This is a genomic window from Mycobacterium sp. 4D054 (assembly GCF_052245755.1).
Lineage (GTDB): Bacteria > Actinomycetota > Actinomycetes > Mycobacteriales > Mycobacteriaceae > Mycobacterium.
This window is the reverse complement of sequence record NZ_JBQQCF010000012.1, coordinates 87,212-103,125: the sequence shown is the minus strand read 5'-3', so window position 1 is coordinate 103,125 and position 15,914 is coordinate 87,212. Positions and strand designations below refer to the sequence as shown.

Annotated in this window: 14 protein-coding genes; 3 read left to right on the top strand and 11 right to left on the bottom strand. The window is 67.5% G+C overall.

All coding sequences use genetic code 11. From position 1 onward, the window contains the following. Nucleotides 1-1,677 carry a 3-ketosteroid-delta-1-dehydrogenase gene (locus tag ACTWP6_RS11580; RefSeq protein ID WP_260751059.1) on the bottom strand — a complete coding sequence of 559 codons (1,677 nt, stop codon included), beginning with the start codon at nt 1,675-1,677 and terminating at the stop codon, nt 1-3. A gap of 138 nt (nt 1,678-1,815) precedes the next feature. On the opposite strand from ACTWP6_RS11580, the gene ACTWP6_RS11575 reads away from it, so the two are divergent. The 3 genes from ACTWP6_RS11575 (at nt 1,816) to ACTWP6_RS11565 (ending at nt 4,953) form a co-directional block, all read left to right on the top strand. After that, nucleotides 1,816-2,973, top strand: a complete 1,158-nt coding sequence (locus ACTWP6_RS11575; protein ID WP_260751060.1) for a 3-ketosteroid-9-alpha-hydroxylase subunit A — start codon at nt 1,816-1,818, stop codon at nt 2,971-2,973. Continuing rightward, on the top strand, nt 2,970-3,233 hold the full coding sequence (locus ACTWP6_RS11570) for a hypothetical protein (RefSeq protein WP_443187733.1): 264 nt from the start codon (nt 2,970-2,972) through the stop codon (nt 3,231-3,233). The genes ACTWP6_RS11575 and ACTWP6_RS11570 overlap by 4 nt, the downstream gene beginning before the upstream one ends. A 202-nt stretch (nt 3,234-3,435) precedes the next feature. Further along, complete coding sequence (locus tag ACTWP6_RS11565) at nt 3,436-4,953, top strand: HNH endonuclease signature motif containing protein (protein ID WP_443187732.1); 1,518 nt, start codon at nt 3,436-3,438, stop codon at nt 4,951-4,953. Nucleotides 4,954-4,985: 32 nt separating this feature from the next. Here the strand turns inward: ACTWP6_RS11565 and ACTWP6_RS11560 are convergent, their stop codons facing one another. From ACTWP6_RS11560 to ACTWP6_RS11515, 10 genes are all read right to left on the bottom strand, one after another. Continuing rightward, the gene (locus ACTWP6_RS11560) at nt 4,986-6,062 is read right to left on the bottom strand and encodes a hypothetical protein (RefSeq protein ID WP_443187731.1); all 1,077 of its coding nucleotides are present in this window, start codon (nt 6,060-6,062) and stop codon (nt 4,986-4,988) included. Between the two features lie 120 nt (nt 6,063-6,182). Next, nucleotides 6,183-7,139 carry an alpha/beta hydrolase gene (locus ACTWP6_RS11555; protein ID WP_443187730.1) on the bottom strand — a complete coding sequence of 319 codons (957 nt, stop codon included), beginning with the start codon at nt 7,137-7,139 and terminating at the stop codon, nt 6,183-6,185. An 11-nt stretch (nt 7,140-7,150) separates the two neighbouring features. Continuing rightward, nucleotides 7,151-8,029 (bottom strand): SDR family NAD(P)-dependent oxidoreductase, encoded by an 879-nt coding sequence (locus tag ACTWP6_RS11550; protein WP_260751066.1) that lies wholly within the window; start codon nt 8,027-8,029, stop codon nt 7,151-7,153. Beyond that, on the bottom strand, nt 8,026-8,523 hold the full coding sequence (locus ACTWP6_RS11545) for a polyketide cyclase (protein WP_443187729.1): 498 nt from the start codon (nt 8,521-8,523) through the stop codon (nt 8,026-8,028). Before ACTWP6_RS11545 ends, ACTWP6_RS11550 begins: the two co-directional genes overlap by 4 nt. A 62-nt stretch (nt 8,524-8,585) precedes the next feature. Further along, nucleotides 8,586-9,608 (bottom strand): acyl-CoA dehydrogenase family protein, encoded by a 1,023-nt coding sequence (locus ACTWP6_RS11540; protein ID WP_443187728.1) that lies wholly within the window; start codon nt 9,606-9,608, stop codon nt 8,586-8,588. Then, nucleotides 9,605-10,756 carry an acyl-CoA dehydrogenase family protein gene (locus ACTWP6_RS11535; RefSeq protein ID WP_443187759.1) on the bottom strand — a complete coding sequence of 384 codons (1,152 nt, stop codon included), beginning with the start codon at nt 10,754-10,756 and terminating at the stop codon, nt 9,605-9,607. The genes ACTWP6_RS11540 and ACTWP6_RS11535 overlap by 4 nt, the downstream gene beginning before the upstream one ends. Then, nucleotides 10,756-11,541, bottom strand: coding sequence for a crotonase/enoyl-CoA hydratase family protein (locus ACTWP6_RS11530; RefSeq protein WP_443187727.1), 786 nt, complete (start codon nt 11,539-11,541; stop codon nt 10,756-10,758). Before ACTWP6_RS11530 ends, ACTWP6_RS11535 begins: the two co-directional genes overlap by 1 nt. A 31-nt stretch (nt 11,542-11,572) precedes the next feature. After that, entirely contained in the window at nt 11,573-12,997 is a 1,425-nt protein-coding gene (locus ACTWP6_RS11525) for an aldehyde dehydrogenase family protein (RefSeq protein WP_443187726.1), read from the bottom strand. Nucleotides 12,998-13,016: 19 nt separating this feature from the next. Continuing rightward, on the bottom strand, nt 13,017-14,177 hold the full coding sequence (locus ACTWP6_RS11520) for a zinc-binding dehydrogenase (RefSeq protein WP_443187725.1): 1,161 nt from the start codon (nt 14,175-14,177) through the stop codon (nt 13,017-13,019). Between the two features lie 114 nt (nt 14,178-14,291). Then, nucleotides 14,292-15,872 carry an acyl-CoA synthetase gene (locus ACTWP6_RS11515; protein ID WP_443187724.1) on the bottom strand — a complete coding sequence of 527 codons (1,581 nt, stop codon included), beginning with the start codon at nt 15,870-15,872 and terminating at the stop codon, nt 14,292-14,294. Nucleotides 15,873-15,914: the final 42 nt, after the last annotated feature.

Below are 15,914 nucleotides of genomic sequence, written 5' to 3'. Positions count from 1 at the left end.
TCAGACGAGCCGGCCGGCGGCGTGTTGCGCGGCGACGTAGCCGAACACGAAACCCTGCCCGATGGTGGCGCCCGCACCGGGATAGGTCTTGCCGAACGCGTTGGCGGCGGTGTTGCCGATCGCATACAGCCCGTCGATCGGCGAACCGTCCTCGCGGAGCACCCGGGCGCGGGCATCGGCCCGAAGGCCGCCGCAGGTCCCCAGGTCGCTGAGCACGACCTTGACCGCGTAGTACGGGCCCGAATCCAGCGGCCGCAGATTGGGATTGGGATCGATGGTGGGGTCGCCGTAGTAACGGTCGTAAGCGCTGGCCCCGCGCTGGAAGTCGCTGTCCACACCCGCCCGGGCCAGATCGTTGAACCGGATCATCGTCTCGGCGAACACCGTTGGTGGCACGCCGATGCGCTCAGCCAGATCGGCGAGGTCGTCGCTGCGGTGCGCGATACCGGCGTCATACCACGACCGCGGAATCGGCATGCGCGGAAACAGTTCAGCGGCCATGAGATAACTGTTGCGGTACCGCTGGTCGAACACCATCCACATGGTCTCGACCGGGGCGCCTGACTGTTCACGCCGGAGCAGCTCCTGCCCGAACGTCATATAGTCCGTCGCCTCGTTGATGAACCGCCGGCCGTTCTGGTCGACCAGAAGGCAACCCGGCAGGGACCGCTCGGCCAGCATGACGGTCGGGTCACGGTCGGGCAGCGGCGCGAATGCCGGGAACCACCACGCCTGATCCATCAGCGCGGTGCCCGCACCGAGATCCTGGGCCAAGCGGATTCCGTCGCCGGTGTTGCCCTCCGAACCGAGGCTCAGATGCTCGCCCAGCCGTTCGGACTGGAACTTGTGCCGCCAGCTCATCAGATGGTCGAAACCCCCGGCGGCCAGGACGACACCGTGACGGGCGGTGACCTGGACTTCGGTGCCGTCGCGGTCAACCACCGCGCCGGTCACCCGGTCACCGTCGACCAGCAGTTCGGAGACGGGCGAGTCGGTCCACACCGGGATCTGCGCGTCGAGCACACCGGCGAACAGGCCTGCCGCCAGGCCCTGACCCCCGGCGGCGTAGCGGCGTCGCAGCGCCAGGCCGCCGATGCCCTGGAACGCGCGCAGCAGGATGCGCGGCCACGACTTCCGCGGCATCCGGGCCATGAGGTTCAGCCAACGGTAGTCCGCGCCGGTGACCGGCATCGGGAAGTCGGATTCCATCACCCCGGGCCGCAGGCGGGTCAGTGCGGGGCCCAGCACCGCGGTGTCGAACGGCCGGCATTCGCAGGTGCGTCCGACAGCGCTGCCGCCAGGCTTTTCGGGGTGGTAGTCCGAATAGCCATTCGCCCACTGGAACTTCATCGGCGTGGTGCGGCGCAACATGTCGATGGTCGCAGGACCGTGGTCCACGAAGGCGTGTGCCCGGTCGAGCGGAGCGTCGCCGCCGACCAGTGTGCCGACATAGGTGCGGCCGTACTCGACCGTGTCGCCGGAGCCGGCGTCGGTGAGGATCGGGTTGCCGGGCATCCAGAACGCGCCTCCCGAGCGGGCCAGCGATCCACCCACGTACGGCGTCTTCTCCACGATCAACGCCGAAAGCCCGGCTTCTCGTGCCGCCAGGGCGGCGGCCATGCCGGTGCCGGATCCGACGACAAGCAGATCGACGGTGAAGTTCTCCCGAGATGTCACCGGGTGATTCTCGAAGGCGGTGGCCCACGTGTCGCCGGGGTTGCCCGGTCAGTGGAACACCGGACAGCTCACCCGTGAACACCGGTGCTACAACGGAGTTTCGCCAGAAGCAAGCGATCACAGTGAGGATGGCCGGCGATGACTACGTTGCAGCCCGACAGTGCCACAGAGGTCCGGCAGATCGAGGCGCAGGCAGCGCCGACCAGGTATGCGCGCGGTTGGCACTGCCTGGGACTGACGCGGGATCTCGGTGACGGAAAGCCACACCCGGTCAACGGATTTGGCACCAAGCTGGTGGTGTTCCGCGGCGAGGACGGCGCGATCAACGTGCTCGACGCGTACTGCCGGCACATGGGCGGGGACCTGTCCGACGGAGAGGTCAAGGGCAACGAGATCGCGTGCCCGTTCCACGACTGGCGGTGGGGCGGTGACGGACGCTGCAAGCAGATCCCGTACAGCCGCCGCGTGCCCAAGCTCGCGCGCACCGCGACGTGGCCGACCATGGAGCAGGACGGCATGCTGTTCGTCTGGAACGACCCGGAGAAGAAGGCTCCGCCTGCCGACGTCACGATTCCCCGTATCGAAGGTGTCGGCACCGACGGGTGGACCGACTGGCATTGGTACTCCACGGTGGTGCACACGAACTGTCGCGAGATCATCGACAACGTCGTCGACATGGCGCACTTCTTCTACATCCACGGGGGGCTGCCCACCGGGTTCAAGAACGTCTTCGAGGGCCATGTCGCCACGCAGTACTACCGCAGTGATGCCCGCCCCGACCTCGGCAGCGGAGAGGGGGCCAAGATCCTCGGCACCACCTCCGTCGCGTCGTACTACGGGCCGTCTTTCATGATCGACGATTTGACCTATCACTATGAGCACGGCGACCAGCGCACCGTGTTGTTGAACTGCCACTACCCGATCGACGCCGAGTCCTTTGTGCTGCAGTACGGCATCACGGTGGAGAAGTCGGACGCGCTGCCGGAGGACTCGGCGACCCAGATGGCCGTCGCGCTGGGCGATTTCGTCAAGATGGGTTTCGAGCAGGACGTCGCGATCTGGCGGCGAAAGGCGCGCATCGACAACCCGCTGCTGTGTGAGGAGGACGGCCCGGTGTATCAGCTGCGCCGATGGTACGAGCAGTTCTACGTCGACGCTGCCGACGTGACCCCGGACATGGTCGACCGCTTCGAATTCGAGATCGACACCACCCGTCCGCGCGAGGCATGGATGAAAGAGGTGGAGGCGAATCTGGCGGCGGGCCGGCTGCCGAGGTTGGTGGGCCTGACCAAATGAGCGTCCGCCCCGACAACCGGCTCGCCGACGCACCGATGCAGCCGGTCGACTGCGAGGCGTGCGGGGCGCGGGTGCTGGTCCGCAAGAGCAGTTGGGAGCAGACCAGCGTGCAGTGGGACGCCGCTTCACTCGCGCTCTGTGAAGAGCGTCGAGTTGCGATGCGGACTGCTGGACGTTTCCTGTCAGGATGTATCGACCTGCGTGAATCTATCGAATCCGCGGTGCTGCGGGGGACTCTGCGAGTCCTGACCGACACGTAGTCGTGGGGGAGCAGGTCGGCGATGACGATGGCGCGGGGCGCAGTCTGGGCCCGGCAGTGTCGCCACAAGACCACACTGTCACCGACGTCTGAGAGATGGCAGCGGGCTGCGCGTGTTATCTCTCAAGACAACGGTGGCCGATGTCCTGATACATCGCGCCTGAGATAGGACAGTGTGCTGCGCGAAACTTGTCGGTGGTCGAATGTATGTTCGAAGTATGTCAGGTGGGGACCTACTCGGCGCGGTGACCGCTTTGCGGGCTGCCTTTGATGCGGTGGCCGGCTGTGACGTCGATTTGTTGACCGGGCCTGATCTGGTGGCGGCCCTGGATGAACTGGAGACGTTGTCGTGCCGATTGCCGGCGGTGGGTCATCGGTTGCTGGCCCGGCTGCAGGCTGAGGCGACACCGCAGCAGATGGGTGCGAAGTCGTGGAAAGAGGTGTTGACGGTCCGGTGGCGGATCTCGGCTGGTGAGGCCCACCGGCGGCTGACCGAGGCGGCGGTGTTGGCGCCGCGGCCGTCGTTGACCGGCCCGGCCCTGCCGCCGGTGCTGCCCGCCACCGCGGCCGCCCAAAACCACGGGCTGATCAACGCCGAACACGTCGACGTGATCCGCCGATCGCTCAACAAGGTGCCGGGCTGGGTAGACAGCGCCACCCGGGAGCGCATCGAGGTCGACCTGGTCCGCACCGCGGTGGGCAATGGACCCAAGGAGCTGAAAGACTCGGCCGACCGCACCTTGTTCCTGCTTGATCAGGACGGTCCCGAACCTGATGACACCGAACGTGCCCGCAAGCGCGGGGTCACCAAGCACAAGCAGCGTGGCGACGCGATGGTCGACCTGTCTGCGACGTTGACTCCGGAGGCGTGGGCGGTGTGGGAGCCGATTTTCGCGAGGTTGGCCGCGCCGGGGATGTGTAATCCCGACGACGACCAGCCGTGTACGTCGGGGACGCCGTCGCAGGCCCAGATCGACAATGATCATCGCAGCCTGGCCCAGCGCCAGCATGATGCGCTCGTTGCGGCCGGGCGGATCGCGTTGATGAGTGGGCAGCTGGGGCAGCTCAACGGGTTGCCGGTGTCGGTGATCATCCGTACCACGCTGCAGGATTTGGAGTCCCGCGCCGGGGTCGGTGTCACTGGTGGGGGCACGGTGGTGCCGATCAGTGAGGTGATCCGGATGGCCGGGCACGCCAATCACTATCTGGCGGTGTTCGACCGGGCCACCGGCTCAGCAATGGATTTGTTCCGCGCCAAGCGGATCGCCTCCCCGGCGCAGCGGATCATGCTGATCGCCCGTGACGGCGGGTGTACCAAGCCGTGCTGCACCGTGGGCGCCTACGGGTCTCAGGTCCATCACGTGGTCGCTGATTGGGTCGATGGCGGGAACACCAATGTCGATGAAATGGGCCTGGCGTGTGGGCCGGATAACCGCAGCGTCGGCGCCGAGGGTGGCGGTTGGTCGACCCGGATGAACGACCGTTGTGAGGTGGAATGGATCCCACCCCCGACACTGGACACCGGTCAGGCCCGGCTGAACTACTACCACCAACCCGAACGGCTCCTCCGCCCACCAGAGGACCCGGAACCCGACAATCCCGAGCCGGCCGAGCCCGCGGCGGGCAGCCAAGTCCGCGTCGCCGAACCGGACACCCCACGAACCGCCGACGATCCCGGCGAACCCGGCGGACCCGCACCACCGGGCGGCCGGGCGGCCTGACGGCCGCAGCACACCGTCCGGTGGGCCGGCGCTCAGGACATGACGAACGCGCTCAGTGGCGCTTCCTCGGGGTAGGCGGCCGGGCCGCCGAGGTCGTAGGCGGCGTTCAGCGCCCCGATGAAGGCCGGATCGTGCAGCGGCGCGCTCGGGATGTCGAGCTTGATGCCTTTCTTGGCCAGATCGTCGACCATCATGTCGATCGCTTTGTCGATCGTCAGGTCATCGGAGTGGTCCATGTTCTTCTTCAGCTCGTCGTAGTCGGAGAAGACCTCGGCCGACCAGTGCACCAGGAACCGCAGTTCGTCGGTGTGGTGGCGAGCGATCACGTCGTCACCGTTGCGCAAGACCCAGTGATCACCGGAGTCGGGGTCGCCGGCGAACACCGTGTCGAACGAGAGTCCCGCCGGAACCTGTTGTTCCAGTGGTCCGTTGGCCTCGCCGCGGTGCATCATCATCTCGTTCTGCACCACGACCCCGCGGTTGTACACCGGGGGCTGCACGCGCTTGGGCGCCTTGAGCGGGCCGTCGGGCCAGTAGGTGAACCCGCTGCCTTCATCGTGGGAGAACCAGGTGATGACCTGCGCCATCTTGATCAGGTAGTCGGCGAACAGCCCGGACTTGCCCATCACGCTGACCAGCCACGTCGGTGCGTTCTCGTAGCGCACGCCGCGGAAGCTGGGAGAGTCCAGGTGGCCGGGGTCGCGGTTGCAGCACGGGCCGTTGATGTTGAACAGCATCATCTGCGGCTTGGCGTACTCCGCACCCCAATAGGATTTCGCCTCTTCCAGGAACTGCGCGTTGTAGAAGCAGTCGTGCAACTCGGGGTAGAGGACGGTGCCGTAGTTGGCGAGGTGACCGCGGAAGGTGGGCGTTAGGAACAGATCCAGGGTCGGAGTGAAACCCTCGGGGAACTGGCCGCTCATCGTCGCCATCAACTCTTCAGGGGACGAGAAGTGCTGGGCGATGATCAGGCTCCACGGTGCGTCTTTGCGCACGACATCCAGCAGGCGCTGACGCTGATCGTCGGTGTAGACATTGTCGACCTCGCGCGGCGGCGCCACGGGGCGCAGGATGTCAGACAGTTCCCTGCGCCGTTCGTCGGTGAGCATCGGTACTCCTTTTCTTCAGATCCGGCGTGGTGCGCCGTTGCTGTGGTCAATTGTGGTTTTCCGCACCGCGGTCAGAACCGGACATGTCCGGCCACTGGGAGACTGGTCGGCGCTCGGAGATCAGTCCGGAAATGGCAGTGCGTTGGTGAACTTCGCGCGCAGCAACGCCCCGACCTCGGCCATCGCCAGGCGGCCGCGCGCGGTGGCCTCCGACCGCATCAGGAAGCCGTGGTACATGCCCGGATAGCGGGTGAGGGTCGTCTGCACCCCGGCGTCACGGAGCCTTCCGGCGTAGCGTTCGCCCCAGTCGGTGATCGGATCGAGTTCGGCGGTGACCACGATCGCCTGCGGTAGGCCGGACAGATCGGTGGCGTAGGCGGGGACTCGCCGGGTGTCGTGGGGAGGCCCCGCACCGATGTCGGCGAGCTCGTGCAGGTACACGATGTCGTCGTGAATCAGCATGGGGGCCTCGGGATTTGCCACGACCGACGCGGCGGCCATGTCGCGGTCCACTCCCGGGTACAGCAGCACCTGCGCGAACAGTCCGGGACCGCCGCCGTCCCGCGCGGCCAGCGTGATAGCCGCGGCCAGGCCGCCGCCGGCACTGTCGCCCGAGACGACGATCCTGCGCCCGTCGAACCCGAGCCGCTGCGCCTCGGCGGCCACCCAGTCGGTCACCGCCCATGCGTCCTCGAACTGTGCCGGTGGCGGATGCTCGGGCGCCAACCGGTAATCGACAGCCACGACGGCGGCACCGCTGGCCGCGGCGAGTGCCCTGGCCATCGGCTCGAATGAACGGTTCGAACCCATCACCAACCCGCCGCCGTGCAGATGCACGATCACCGGGGCGGGATCACCTGCGTCGTCGGGACGGTAGATCCGTACCGGGACCGGGCCGCCCGGTGCGGCCACCTCGGCGTCGCAGATCTCGGCCATTGCCGGCATATCGGTTGGAGGAGGCGCTGATTCGAGTGCGTCACGGACTGCCTGCAGTCCCCGTTCCCGAATCGGAACCGGCGGGCCGAAAGCGGCGACACGGGCCGCGGCGTCGGGATCGAGTGTCGGGCGGTGGGGCATCGTGAAGGCCCTCAGTGCCTGGACGGGTCGAAACGGCGTTTCGTGCGTAGCTGGGGAGGTGTCAGCGACGTGAGCACCCCGGCCCGTTCGGCCATCGCCGACGCGACGTACTCCGGTTGGGTCAGCAGATAGAACGCGCCGTCGGCGGACTGCTCGAATACCACCTCGGCGGCTTCAACGGGATCCATTGCGGCAGCCTTGATGTCGAGCATCGCCTCGCGTTGGGACTCGGCGGCGGTGACATCAGTTCCCGTGGCGGCGGGGTCGACGCCGCCGGCGGCTTCGAAAATGTTCGACTTCACCGCGCCGGGCAGCACCGCCTGCACATGGATCAGGCCACCGTGGCCGGCCAATTCCACTTCGAGCCGCAAACATTCGGTGAGGGCGAGCACCGCATGCTTGCTGACAATGTACGGCGTCTGCAACGGGATGCTCGCCACCCCGCCGATCGAGGACAGATTCCACACCCAGGCCGGGACGCCTGCCGAGATCATCCGGGGCAGGAATGCGCGCACCCCGTGGAAGACACCGGTGACGTTGATGTCCATGACCCTGTTCCAGTTGGCCAGCGGGGTGTCCCACAGGTAGCCGAACTGCTCGACACCGGCGTTGTTGACCAGAAGCCGCACCGGTCCGACGTCCCGGTAGACGTGTTCGGCGAGTGCGTCCATCGCGTCGGCGTCCCGGACGTCGCAGACTTCGGCGTGCGCAGTGCCGCCGTCGGCCCGGAGTTCGTCGCGTAACGACTCCACCGCCGGCCCGTCCACGTCGGTCAACACGACTGTCATCCCGAGTCGGTGAGCGTGCCGGGCCAGCCCGGCGCCGATACCGGCGCCGGCTCCCGTGATGACGGCGGTGCCACCGCCGAAGGTGTCCCGCGCCCGACTCATGCGCCGGTCGCGGTGGCTGTCTTCGCCCGGTGCTCCACGAACGGAACCGAGTCCTCGGCGTCGAGGATGACGGTCATCGAGGTCAGCACCAGGCGGTCGCCGTCGCGCCGGATGCCGACATCGACCACGCCGGAGGACACGTCGAACGGCACGTTGTTGGTGACCTGGTTGACATACAAGTAGAAGCGGGCCGTGGTGACCGTGCCGTGCGGGCCGGTGACGCTGCCGGTGCGGAAGATGTTGGTGGCGTGATGGCGCAGCGGATACGGGTTCTCGTCGCGGTGCTTGCTCAGCCACGCCAGCGTCTCGGAGCCACCCTGCAGCTCGGCGGCCAGAAGCTCCTCGAAAGGGCAGTTGCCGGAGTCCGACCGGCTGAGGTAGTGCATCTCGTCGGCGACATAGCCGGCGAGCACATCGAACTGTCCCTGGTCGTAGTGGTACCAGAAAGCGGCGATGAACTCCTGGACTTCCGGCAGCGTGATCTCGTTGGTCATGGTGACGAGTGAACCGTCACGGTGTGCGCCGCGACACCGCGCCGCCCGGTCAGCGGAACACCTCAGTCGGTGATCAGGGCCCACAGCCCGGCCGCGCCGGCCGCCACCGCGCTGCGCGTCACCTGCTCGTCCCAGTGCCGCACCGATCCGTACTCCGAACGCCAGGCCAGAGCCGCGCGGGTGTAGAGGTGCAGCCGGTGTTCGATGGTGGTGCCGATCGCCCCGAGCGCCTGGTGGGCGTTGCGCACCACCACCGATGCCGCATGCCCGGTGCAGGAGCGCGCGACGGACACCAGGAAGTCGAGATTTGGTGCCGACCAGTCGCTGGCGACGGCGGTGGACACCGCGGCCTCGGTGGCGGCCCGCGCCAACGCCGCCTCGGCGGCGAGGTCGGCGACCAGATGTTGAATCGCCTGGAATTTCGACAGGGGACGGCCGAACTGACTTCGTGAGGTGGTGTGTTCGGTGACGACGTCGACGATGACGTCGAGCGCCGCGCAGACCTGGATCGACCGCACTAGCGCCGACTTACGGTGCAACTGTGCCACGAGGGCGGGGTCCACCGTGACCGCGTTGGGTGCCAGGGCGGCGATGTCCACGGTGACGGTGTCGCGCGGCTCACCGATCATGTTGGTACCGGGAGTGATTTGGAGCCCGGCGGCATCGGCATCGGCAAGGAGGTGTCGCCCGTCGTTGCCGGACCAGACAACCACCACCCGCTCGGCGGTGGACGCCCATGGGACCCCGGTGGCTGTGCCGGAGTCGTCGAGCACACACACCGTGCGCGGGGCGCTATCGACCGGGCGGCCGGCCGCCTCGAGCAACCAACAGGCCAGCAGGTCGTGTTCGGGCAGCGGCACCCGCACGGCGTTCCTGACCGCGGCCGACATCAATTCGGCGGCCTCCGGCCAGCCTGCTCCACTGCCGCCATGGTCCGGCGCGCCGGTCAACCGGACGAGGCCCAATTCATCGAGGACGTGCCACAGTTCGGCATCGCGCGTCACCATGCCCGTAGACGGGTGCTTCCCCCCGTGGGCGGCGAGAACGCCGTCCATCATCGCGGTCAGTTCGGGATCGACGGTCATCGCAGCCCCAATCCCCGCGCGATGACTCCGCGCAGCACCTCGGTCGTCCCGCCGCGCAGCGTGAACCCGGGCCGCTGATCGACCGCGGCCGTGATCAGTCCCCGGAACGCCTCGTCCGTGGCGGTCTCATCGCCGGTGCGCAGGTCGGCGAAGTCGGCGATGTCGCCTTCGGTGGTGGTGCCGAGCAGCTTCACCACCGCGGCGGGCACATCCGCAGCTTCGTGGCGCTGCAGCGCACCGGCCACGGCGCTCGACATGTGGTGCAGGCCGGCCACTCTGGCAACGAGTCGCCCGAGTCCGTCGTCGCAGGGCATCTGGTGTTGCGCTATGCTCTCCGCGGAGGCCGCCAGAAGCGGGAACGTGGACAGCAGCCGCTCGGGTCCGCTGCGTTCGAAGGCCAGCTCCGAGGTGACCTGGCGCCAACCCTGACCGATTTCGCCGAACACCATGTCGTCGCTGACGAACGCGTCGTCGAGGATCACCTCGTTGAAATGGTGGCTGCCGTTCATCGACACGATGGGCCGCACCTCGACGCCGGGACCGTCGAACCTGACGATGAACTGACTCAGGCCGTCGTGGCGGTGCGCCGGGTCGACGGGTGCGGTCCGGGCCAGCACGATGAACGCGTGCGCGCGGTGTGCTCCAGAGGTCCACACCTTGGTTCCCGACAGCGACCAGCCGCCGTCGACGGGAGTGGCCTTGGTGCGCACGCTGGCGAGGTCGGATCCCGAATCCGGTTCGCTCATCCCGATACCGAAGAAGCACTCCCCGGCGGCGATCTTCGGCAGGAACTCCCGCTTCTGGGCCTCGGTGCCGTTCTTGAGCAGTGCCGGCACGATCTGGCGATCGGCGATCCAGTGCGCGGCCACGGGGGCCCCCGCCGCGAGCAGCTCCTCGGTCACTACGAACCGCTCAATATGCGAACGGCCCTGCCCGCCATACTCTTCGGGGACCGTCATGCCCAGGTAACCGTGTTGGGCCAGCGCTGCGGTGAACGCCTCGTCCCACCCGCACAGCCAGGAGTCGACGGACGGGACGAAGGTGCCGGCGGACAATTGCCCGGCTACAAAGGCACGGACCTCGGCGCGCAACGTCGCGGTGTCGGCGTGGCCGACCCCTGCCGGAGGGACCAGCCGAACGCCGGCCATCAGGTGGTCCGCCATCGGTGGATCCGCGCCTCGTGTTCGGCGTCGTGGTGGGCCAGCGGCTGCATGGCCGCCGCCATACCCAGTGTGGATTCCAGCGCGCCGGTACGCGACTCCTGCAGCAGGCGCTTGGCCATGCGCAGGGCATGCGCCGGATTCTTGGCGATGCGGTCGGCGAGATCCTCTGCTGTGCTGAGCAGTTCGTCATGGGGGACGACGCGGCTCACCAGACCCCAGTCCAGCGCGGTGACGGCGTCGATGCGGTCGCCGGTGAAGGTCATCTCGGCGGCCCGCTCGTAACCGATGGCGCGCTGCAGGAACCAGCTCCCACCATCGCCCGGGATCAGGCCCAGTTGCACGAAGCTCTCGGCGAACGAGGCGCGTTCGGAGGCAATCCGGATATCGCACATCAAGGCCAGATCGCAGCCAGCCCCGATGGCGGCACCGTTGACAGCCGCGATCAGCGGGACCTCGAGTCGGCCGAGGGCGCGGGGTATGCGTTGGATGCCGTCGACGTAGGCGTAGCGCTGCTCGATCGGCGCGAGACCGAACATGCCCTGGCCGTCGGCCATCTCCTTGACATTGCCGCCGGCGGAGAAGATCTTGCCCTCCGCGGTGAGGATGACGGCACGCAATCCGTTGTCGGAGTTGGCCTGTTCGGCGGCGACCTCGAACGCGGCGATGACGTCTTTGCCGGTGATCGCGTTGCCCTGCTCGGGACGGTTGATGGTCCAGGTCTGCACTGACCCGTTGGTGGTGATGCGGAGCGGCTCGGTGGTTACCGACATGACAGGCCTCCAGGCTCTCGGTGGGACGGGTTCAGGGCAGTTGCAGGGACTTCACCTGTAGGAACTCCTCGAACCCGATGGGGCCGAGCTCGCGGCCGATGCCGGACTTCTTAAAGCCGCCGAACGGCGCTGCCGGGTTGTACTTTCCGCCGTTGATGTCGAGCTGACCGGTCTGCACCTGGCGCGCGAACGCGATGGCGGTGTCGTCGTCAGCTGCCCACACCGCCCCGGACAGGCCGTAGGGCGTGCCGTTGGCAATCGCCAGCGCGTCGTCGGTGTCACGGTAGGGGATGACGGCCAGCACGGGACCGAACACCTCCTCCTGGCCTAACTCGGAGTCGGGGTCGACGTCGGCGAAGACCGTGGGTGCCACGAAATAGCCGGTGTCGGCGATCTTCTCCGCGCCGCCTGTGAGCAGCCGCGCGCCGTCGCGCTGAGCACGCTCGATGAAGCCGAGCACGGTCCGGTACTGACTTTCAGATGCCGACGGCCCGATCCGGGTACCGGGATCCCACGGGTCGCCGACGGTGTACTTCGACACCGCGGCCTCGACCAGGTCGAGCGCATCGCCGTAGCGGTCCTGTGGGACGAGCATGCGGGTCCACGCCATGCATGTCTGCCCCCCATTGAGAAACGCGTTGCCGACGCCGACCTTCACCGCCGCCGCGAGGTCGGCGCCGTCGAGAATCACGTTCGCCGACTTGCCGCCCAACTCGAGGGCCACCTTCTTGACGGTCCCGCCGGCCAGTTCACCCACCCGGCTGCCGACACCGGTCGATCCGGTGAACGACACGAAATCCACGTCGGCATGGGCCGCCATCCGTTCCCCGATCACCCGCCCCGGCCCCGACACCAGATTCACCACCCCGGGCGGCAGGCCGGCGTCCGCAAGCGCGTCGACGAACTCGAACACCGACAGCGGCGCCTCGTTGGAGGGTTTGAGCACGACCGTGCACCCCGCCGCGATCGCCGGGATGACCTTGGCGACCACCTGATACAGCGGATAGTTCCACGGCGTGATCGCCGCGACCACACCGTACGGTTCGCGGACGACCAGCGAGTTACCGATGCGCTCCTCGAACTCGAACCGCGCCAGCACATCGGCGAACGCCCGCGCCACCGCCAGCGGCACCTGGGTCTGCACCGACTGGGCGATACGGATCGGCGCACCCATCTCGCTGGTGATGGTCTCGGCGATCGCAGGCAGGCGCTTGTCCATCGCGGTGATCACCGCGTCGAGACGGGCGCGACGCTCCGCGACGCCGATCAGCGGGTCGAACGCCCGTCGGGCCGCGGCGACGGCGGCATCCACGTCGTCCTCCGATCCCGCCGGGACCGTGCCCAGCACCTGTTCGGTGGCCGGGTCGACGACCTCGATGAGGCCGGTGCCGCGGGCGGGGGAGACCCAGGCGCCGTCGATGAAGAGTTCGGTGCGGGCGTAATCGTGGTTGTGCATGGTGCTTTCCGTGGGTGGGTCAGGGCACGATGCTGGCGCGGACATCGCGTTTGTCGGCCGCGGCGGAGAAGGCGGCGTTGATGTCGTCCAGCGAGTAGCAGGCCGCCGCGAGTCGCTCGAACGGCAACCGGTGTTGGTACCGCTCGAGGAAGTCCAGCGCCCGGGACAGCACCGACGGCTCGTAGAGCGACACCCCGACCATGGTCTTGTTGGCGAACACGAACCGCGAGGGATCGAACTCGAACGTCTTGCCGATGTTGATGTTGCCGATCTCGACGTAGCGGCCGAACTGACCGAGCAGCCTGAGACCCTCGTCGATCGCCGATGGGTGGCCGACCACCTCCACCACGACGTCGGCGCCCTGCCCGTCGGTGTGCTTCCGGACGATCTTGGCCCGGTCCTTGTCGGTGGTCTCGCTGATGTCGATGACGGCGTCGGCGCCGAACGCGGTGGCCAACTCCAACCGTTCGGGCACTCCGTCAATCGCGATGACCTTGGCCGCGCCGCGGGCCTTTGCCACCGCGACGGCGTAGAGCCCCAACGCGCCGGCGCCCTGCACCACCACATACTCGCCGAGCTGCTGGTCGACTCGCTCCAGCCCGTACATCACCTGCGACAGTGCGCAGTTCGCGCCGGCGGCGATCTCGTCGGACACCGAATCAGGCACCGTGTAGACCACCGCGCCCGCCGGAAGCACGAAGTAATCGGCATACCCGCCGACGAAGTAGGGCGATTCGTCGGCACGGCCGAGCATGGCCATCGTCAGGTTCAGGCACGCGTTGCGTCGCCCGGCCAGGCAGTTACGGCAGGCGTGGCAGCAGAAGAAGTAGGGAAAGACCACCCGTGTTCCTGCGGTCAGCGCCTTCCCGTTGGAGTCAGAGGTCACTCCTTGGCCCAGAGCCGCGACAACGCCGACCATTTCGTGGCCGAGCACGGTCGGCAGCTGCCCGCCCAGCCCGCGGGTGGCGAAGGTCCCGTGCCAGGCGTGCACATCGGAACCGCAGATATTTGCCCGAGTCACCTTGACCAGGATCTCGCCGGGATTGATATCGGGCAGCGCGACCGTTTCGATCTCGAATGGCCTGCCGGGTTCGTCGAAACGGGCGATACGACCTTCGAACGGCGCAACAGTCACGGGTTGACGTCCTCTCGGTTCACCTGCGGATGCACACGGCCGCATCTGTTCTCGTACGGTAGCGGCGCCGGAATCGGCCAGGTCCGGGGCTTCCCGGCCAGCGGTCACTGTGGGCCATGGCACGTTTGCGGCGGTCCCCACGTCCCGCAGCCGGAGCGCTCAGGCTTTGATTTCGGTGTTGGCGAAGCGTTCCCGCAGCACGCGCTTGAGCAGCTTGCCGCTAGGGTTCTTCGGCAGCGAGTCGACGAAGAACACCTGCTTCGGCGTCTTGAACCCCGCCAGATGCGTGCGGCAGTACTCGAGGATCTCCCGTTCACCGAGATCGGCGCCGCGACGAACGACGATCGCAGCCACCACCGCTTCCACCCACACCGCATCGGCGATGCCGAAGACGGCGACCTCCTCCACGGCCGGATGGCGGTAGATGACCTCCTCGACCTCACGGCTCGCCACGTTCTCGCCGCCGGTCTTGATCATGTCCTTCTTGCGGTCGACCACGTGCAGCAGACCGTGCTGGTCGTAGTAGCCGAGATCACCGGAGTGAAACCAGCGGCCGCGGAAAGACTCTGCGGTCTTGGCCTCATCATCGAGGTAACCCAGCATCAGATGCGGGCTGCGGTGCGCGATCTCGCCCACCACGCCGGGGCCCACCTCGTGGTTGTCGTCATCGAGGATCGCGGTCTGCACGTTGACCACCGGCCGACCCGCCGAACCCGCGTGCGCGTCCTGTTCGTCCGGGCCCAGCGCCGAGGCCAGCGGGGCCATCTCGGTCTGGCCGTAGAAGTTCCACAGCCGCAGATGCGGCAGCCGCTCACGCATCTCGGCCAAGATCTCGACAGGCATGGCCGACGCGCCGTAGTAGCCCTTGCGCAGGCTGGACAGGTCCACCTCGTCGAACACGGGGGAGCGCAGCAGGGAGATCCACACCGTCGGCGGAGCGAAATAGTTTGTCACGCCGAACCGTTCGATGCTGCGCAGCACCGTCTCGGGATCCGGTCGGGGCACGATGATGCTGGTGGCGCCGAGGTAGATGTCGGTGATCAGGAAATTGTCGAGCTGCGCACAGTGGTAGAGCGGCAGCGAGTGGACCTCGACGTCGCTGCCCTCCATCGACCCGGCAATGATCGAGCTGATGTAGTTGCCCATCAGGCTGCGGCTGGAGTGCATCGCGCCCTTGGGGTGGGACTCGGTCCCGCTGGTGTACATCAACCGGATCAGCTGATCGTCGTCGATGTGGGGCTCAGGTGCCGGCGAGTTGGTCTGCATCCACGCGGCGAAATCCGCCCAGCCCGTCGGCAGACTCTGGCCGGGCAGTACCAGTGCCGCCGTGGACCGGACGTCACCGCCGAGGCGCATGGCCGCCTCCGCGGTCGGCACCAGGTCCGCTTCGACGACGAAGCCGCCGGCCCGGCTGTGCCCCAGGATGAACGCGATCTCCTCGGCGGTCAGCATGAAGTTGACCGGGACGAGAACCACCCCGGCCCGCGCGGTCGCGAAGGCCAGAACCGCGTACTGCCAGCAGTTGTGCGCCACCAGCGCCAGGCGGTCGCCCGGCGCGAAACCGTTGTCGGACAACGCCGCAGTGGCACGGTCGACCAGGTGCTCGAACTCGGCGAACGTCAGCCTGACATCGCCGTCGACAATCGCGAGTTTGTCCGGATGCTTGCGCGCCGGACGCCGCGGAATGTCGCCGAGAGCGTGGCTGCGCACCCCGGCCGGCACCGCCTGCAGATCATCCATGCCCGGACTGTAGGTGTCCGGTCACGGCGACGGGCGAGTTGC

Excerpts from the sequence above, each read along its gene's own strand:
- ACTWP6_RS11575 (WP_260751060.1), top strand. The coding sequence starts at position 1,816 with ATGACTACGTTGCAGCCCGACAGTGCCACAGAGGTCCGGCAGATCGAG.
- ACTWP6_RS11570 (WP_443187733.1), top strand. The coding sequence starts at position 2,970 with ATGAGCGTCCGCCCCGACAACCGGCTCGCCGACGCACCGATGCAGCCG.
- ACTWP6_RS11565 (WP_443187732.1), top strand. The coding sequence starts at position 3,436 with ATGTATGTTCGAAGTATGTCAGGTGGGGACCTACTCGGCGCGGTGACC.
- ACTWP6_RS11560 (WP_443187731.1), bottom strand. The coding sequence starts at position 6,062 with ATGCTCACCGACGAACGGCGCAGGGAACTGTCTGACATCCTGCGCCCC.
- ACTWP6_RS11555 (WP_443187730.1), bottom strand. The coding sequence starts at position 7,139 with ATGCCCCACCGCCCGACACTCGATCCCGACGCCGCGGCCCGTGTCGCC.
- ACTWP6_RS11550 (WP_260751066.1), bottom strand. The coding sequence starts at position 8,029 with ATGAGTCGGGCGCGGGACACCTTCGGCGGTGGCACCGCCGTCATCACG.
- ACTWP6_RS11545 (WP_443187729.1), bottom strand. The coding sequence starts at position 8,523 with ATGACCAACGAGATCACGCTGCCGGAAGTCCAGGAGTTCATCGCCGCT.
- ACTWP6_RS11540 (WP_443187728.1), bottom strand. The coding sequence starts at position 9,608 with ATGACCGTCGATCCCGAACTGACCGCGATGATGGACGGCGTTCTCGCC.
- ACTWP6_RS11535 (WP_443187759.1), bottom strand. The coding sequence starts at position 10,756 with ATGGCCGGCGTTCGGCTGGTCCCTCCGGCAGGGGTCGGCCACGCCGAC.
- ACTWP6_RS11530 (WP_443187727.1), bottom strand. The coding sequence starts at position 11,541 with ATGTCGGTAACCACCGAGCCGCTCCGCATCACCACCAACGGGTCAGTG.
- ACTWP6_RS11525 (WP_443187726.1), bottom strand. The coding sequence starts at position 12,997 with ATGCACAACCACGATTACGCCCGCACCGAACTCTTCATCGACGGCGCC.
- ACTWP6_RS11520 (WP_443187725.1), bottom strand. The coding sequence starts at position 14,177 with ATGCGGCCGTGTGCATCCGCAGGTGAACCGAGAGGACGTCAACCCGTG.
- ACTWP6_RS11515 (WP_443187724.1), bottom strand. The coding sequence starts at position 15,872 with ATGGATGATCTGCAGGCGGTGCCGGCCGGGGTGCGCAGCCACGCTCTC.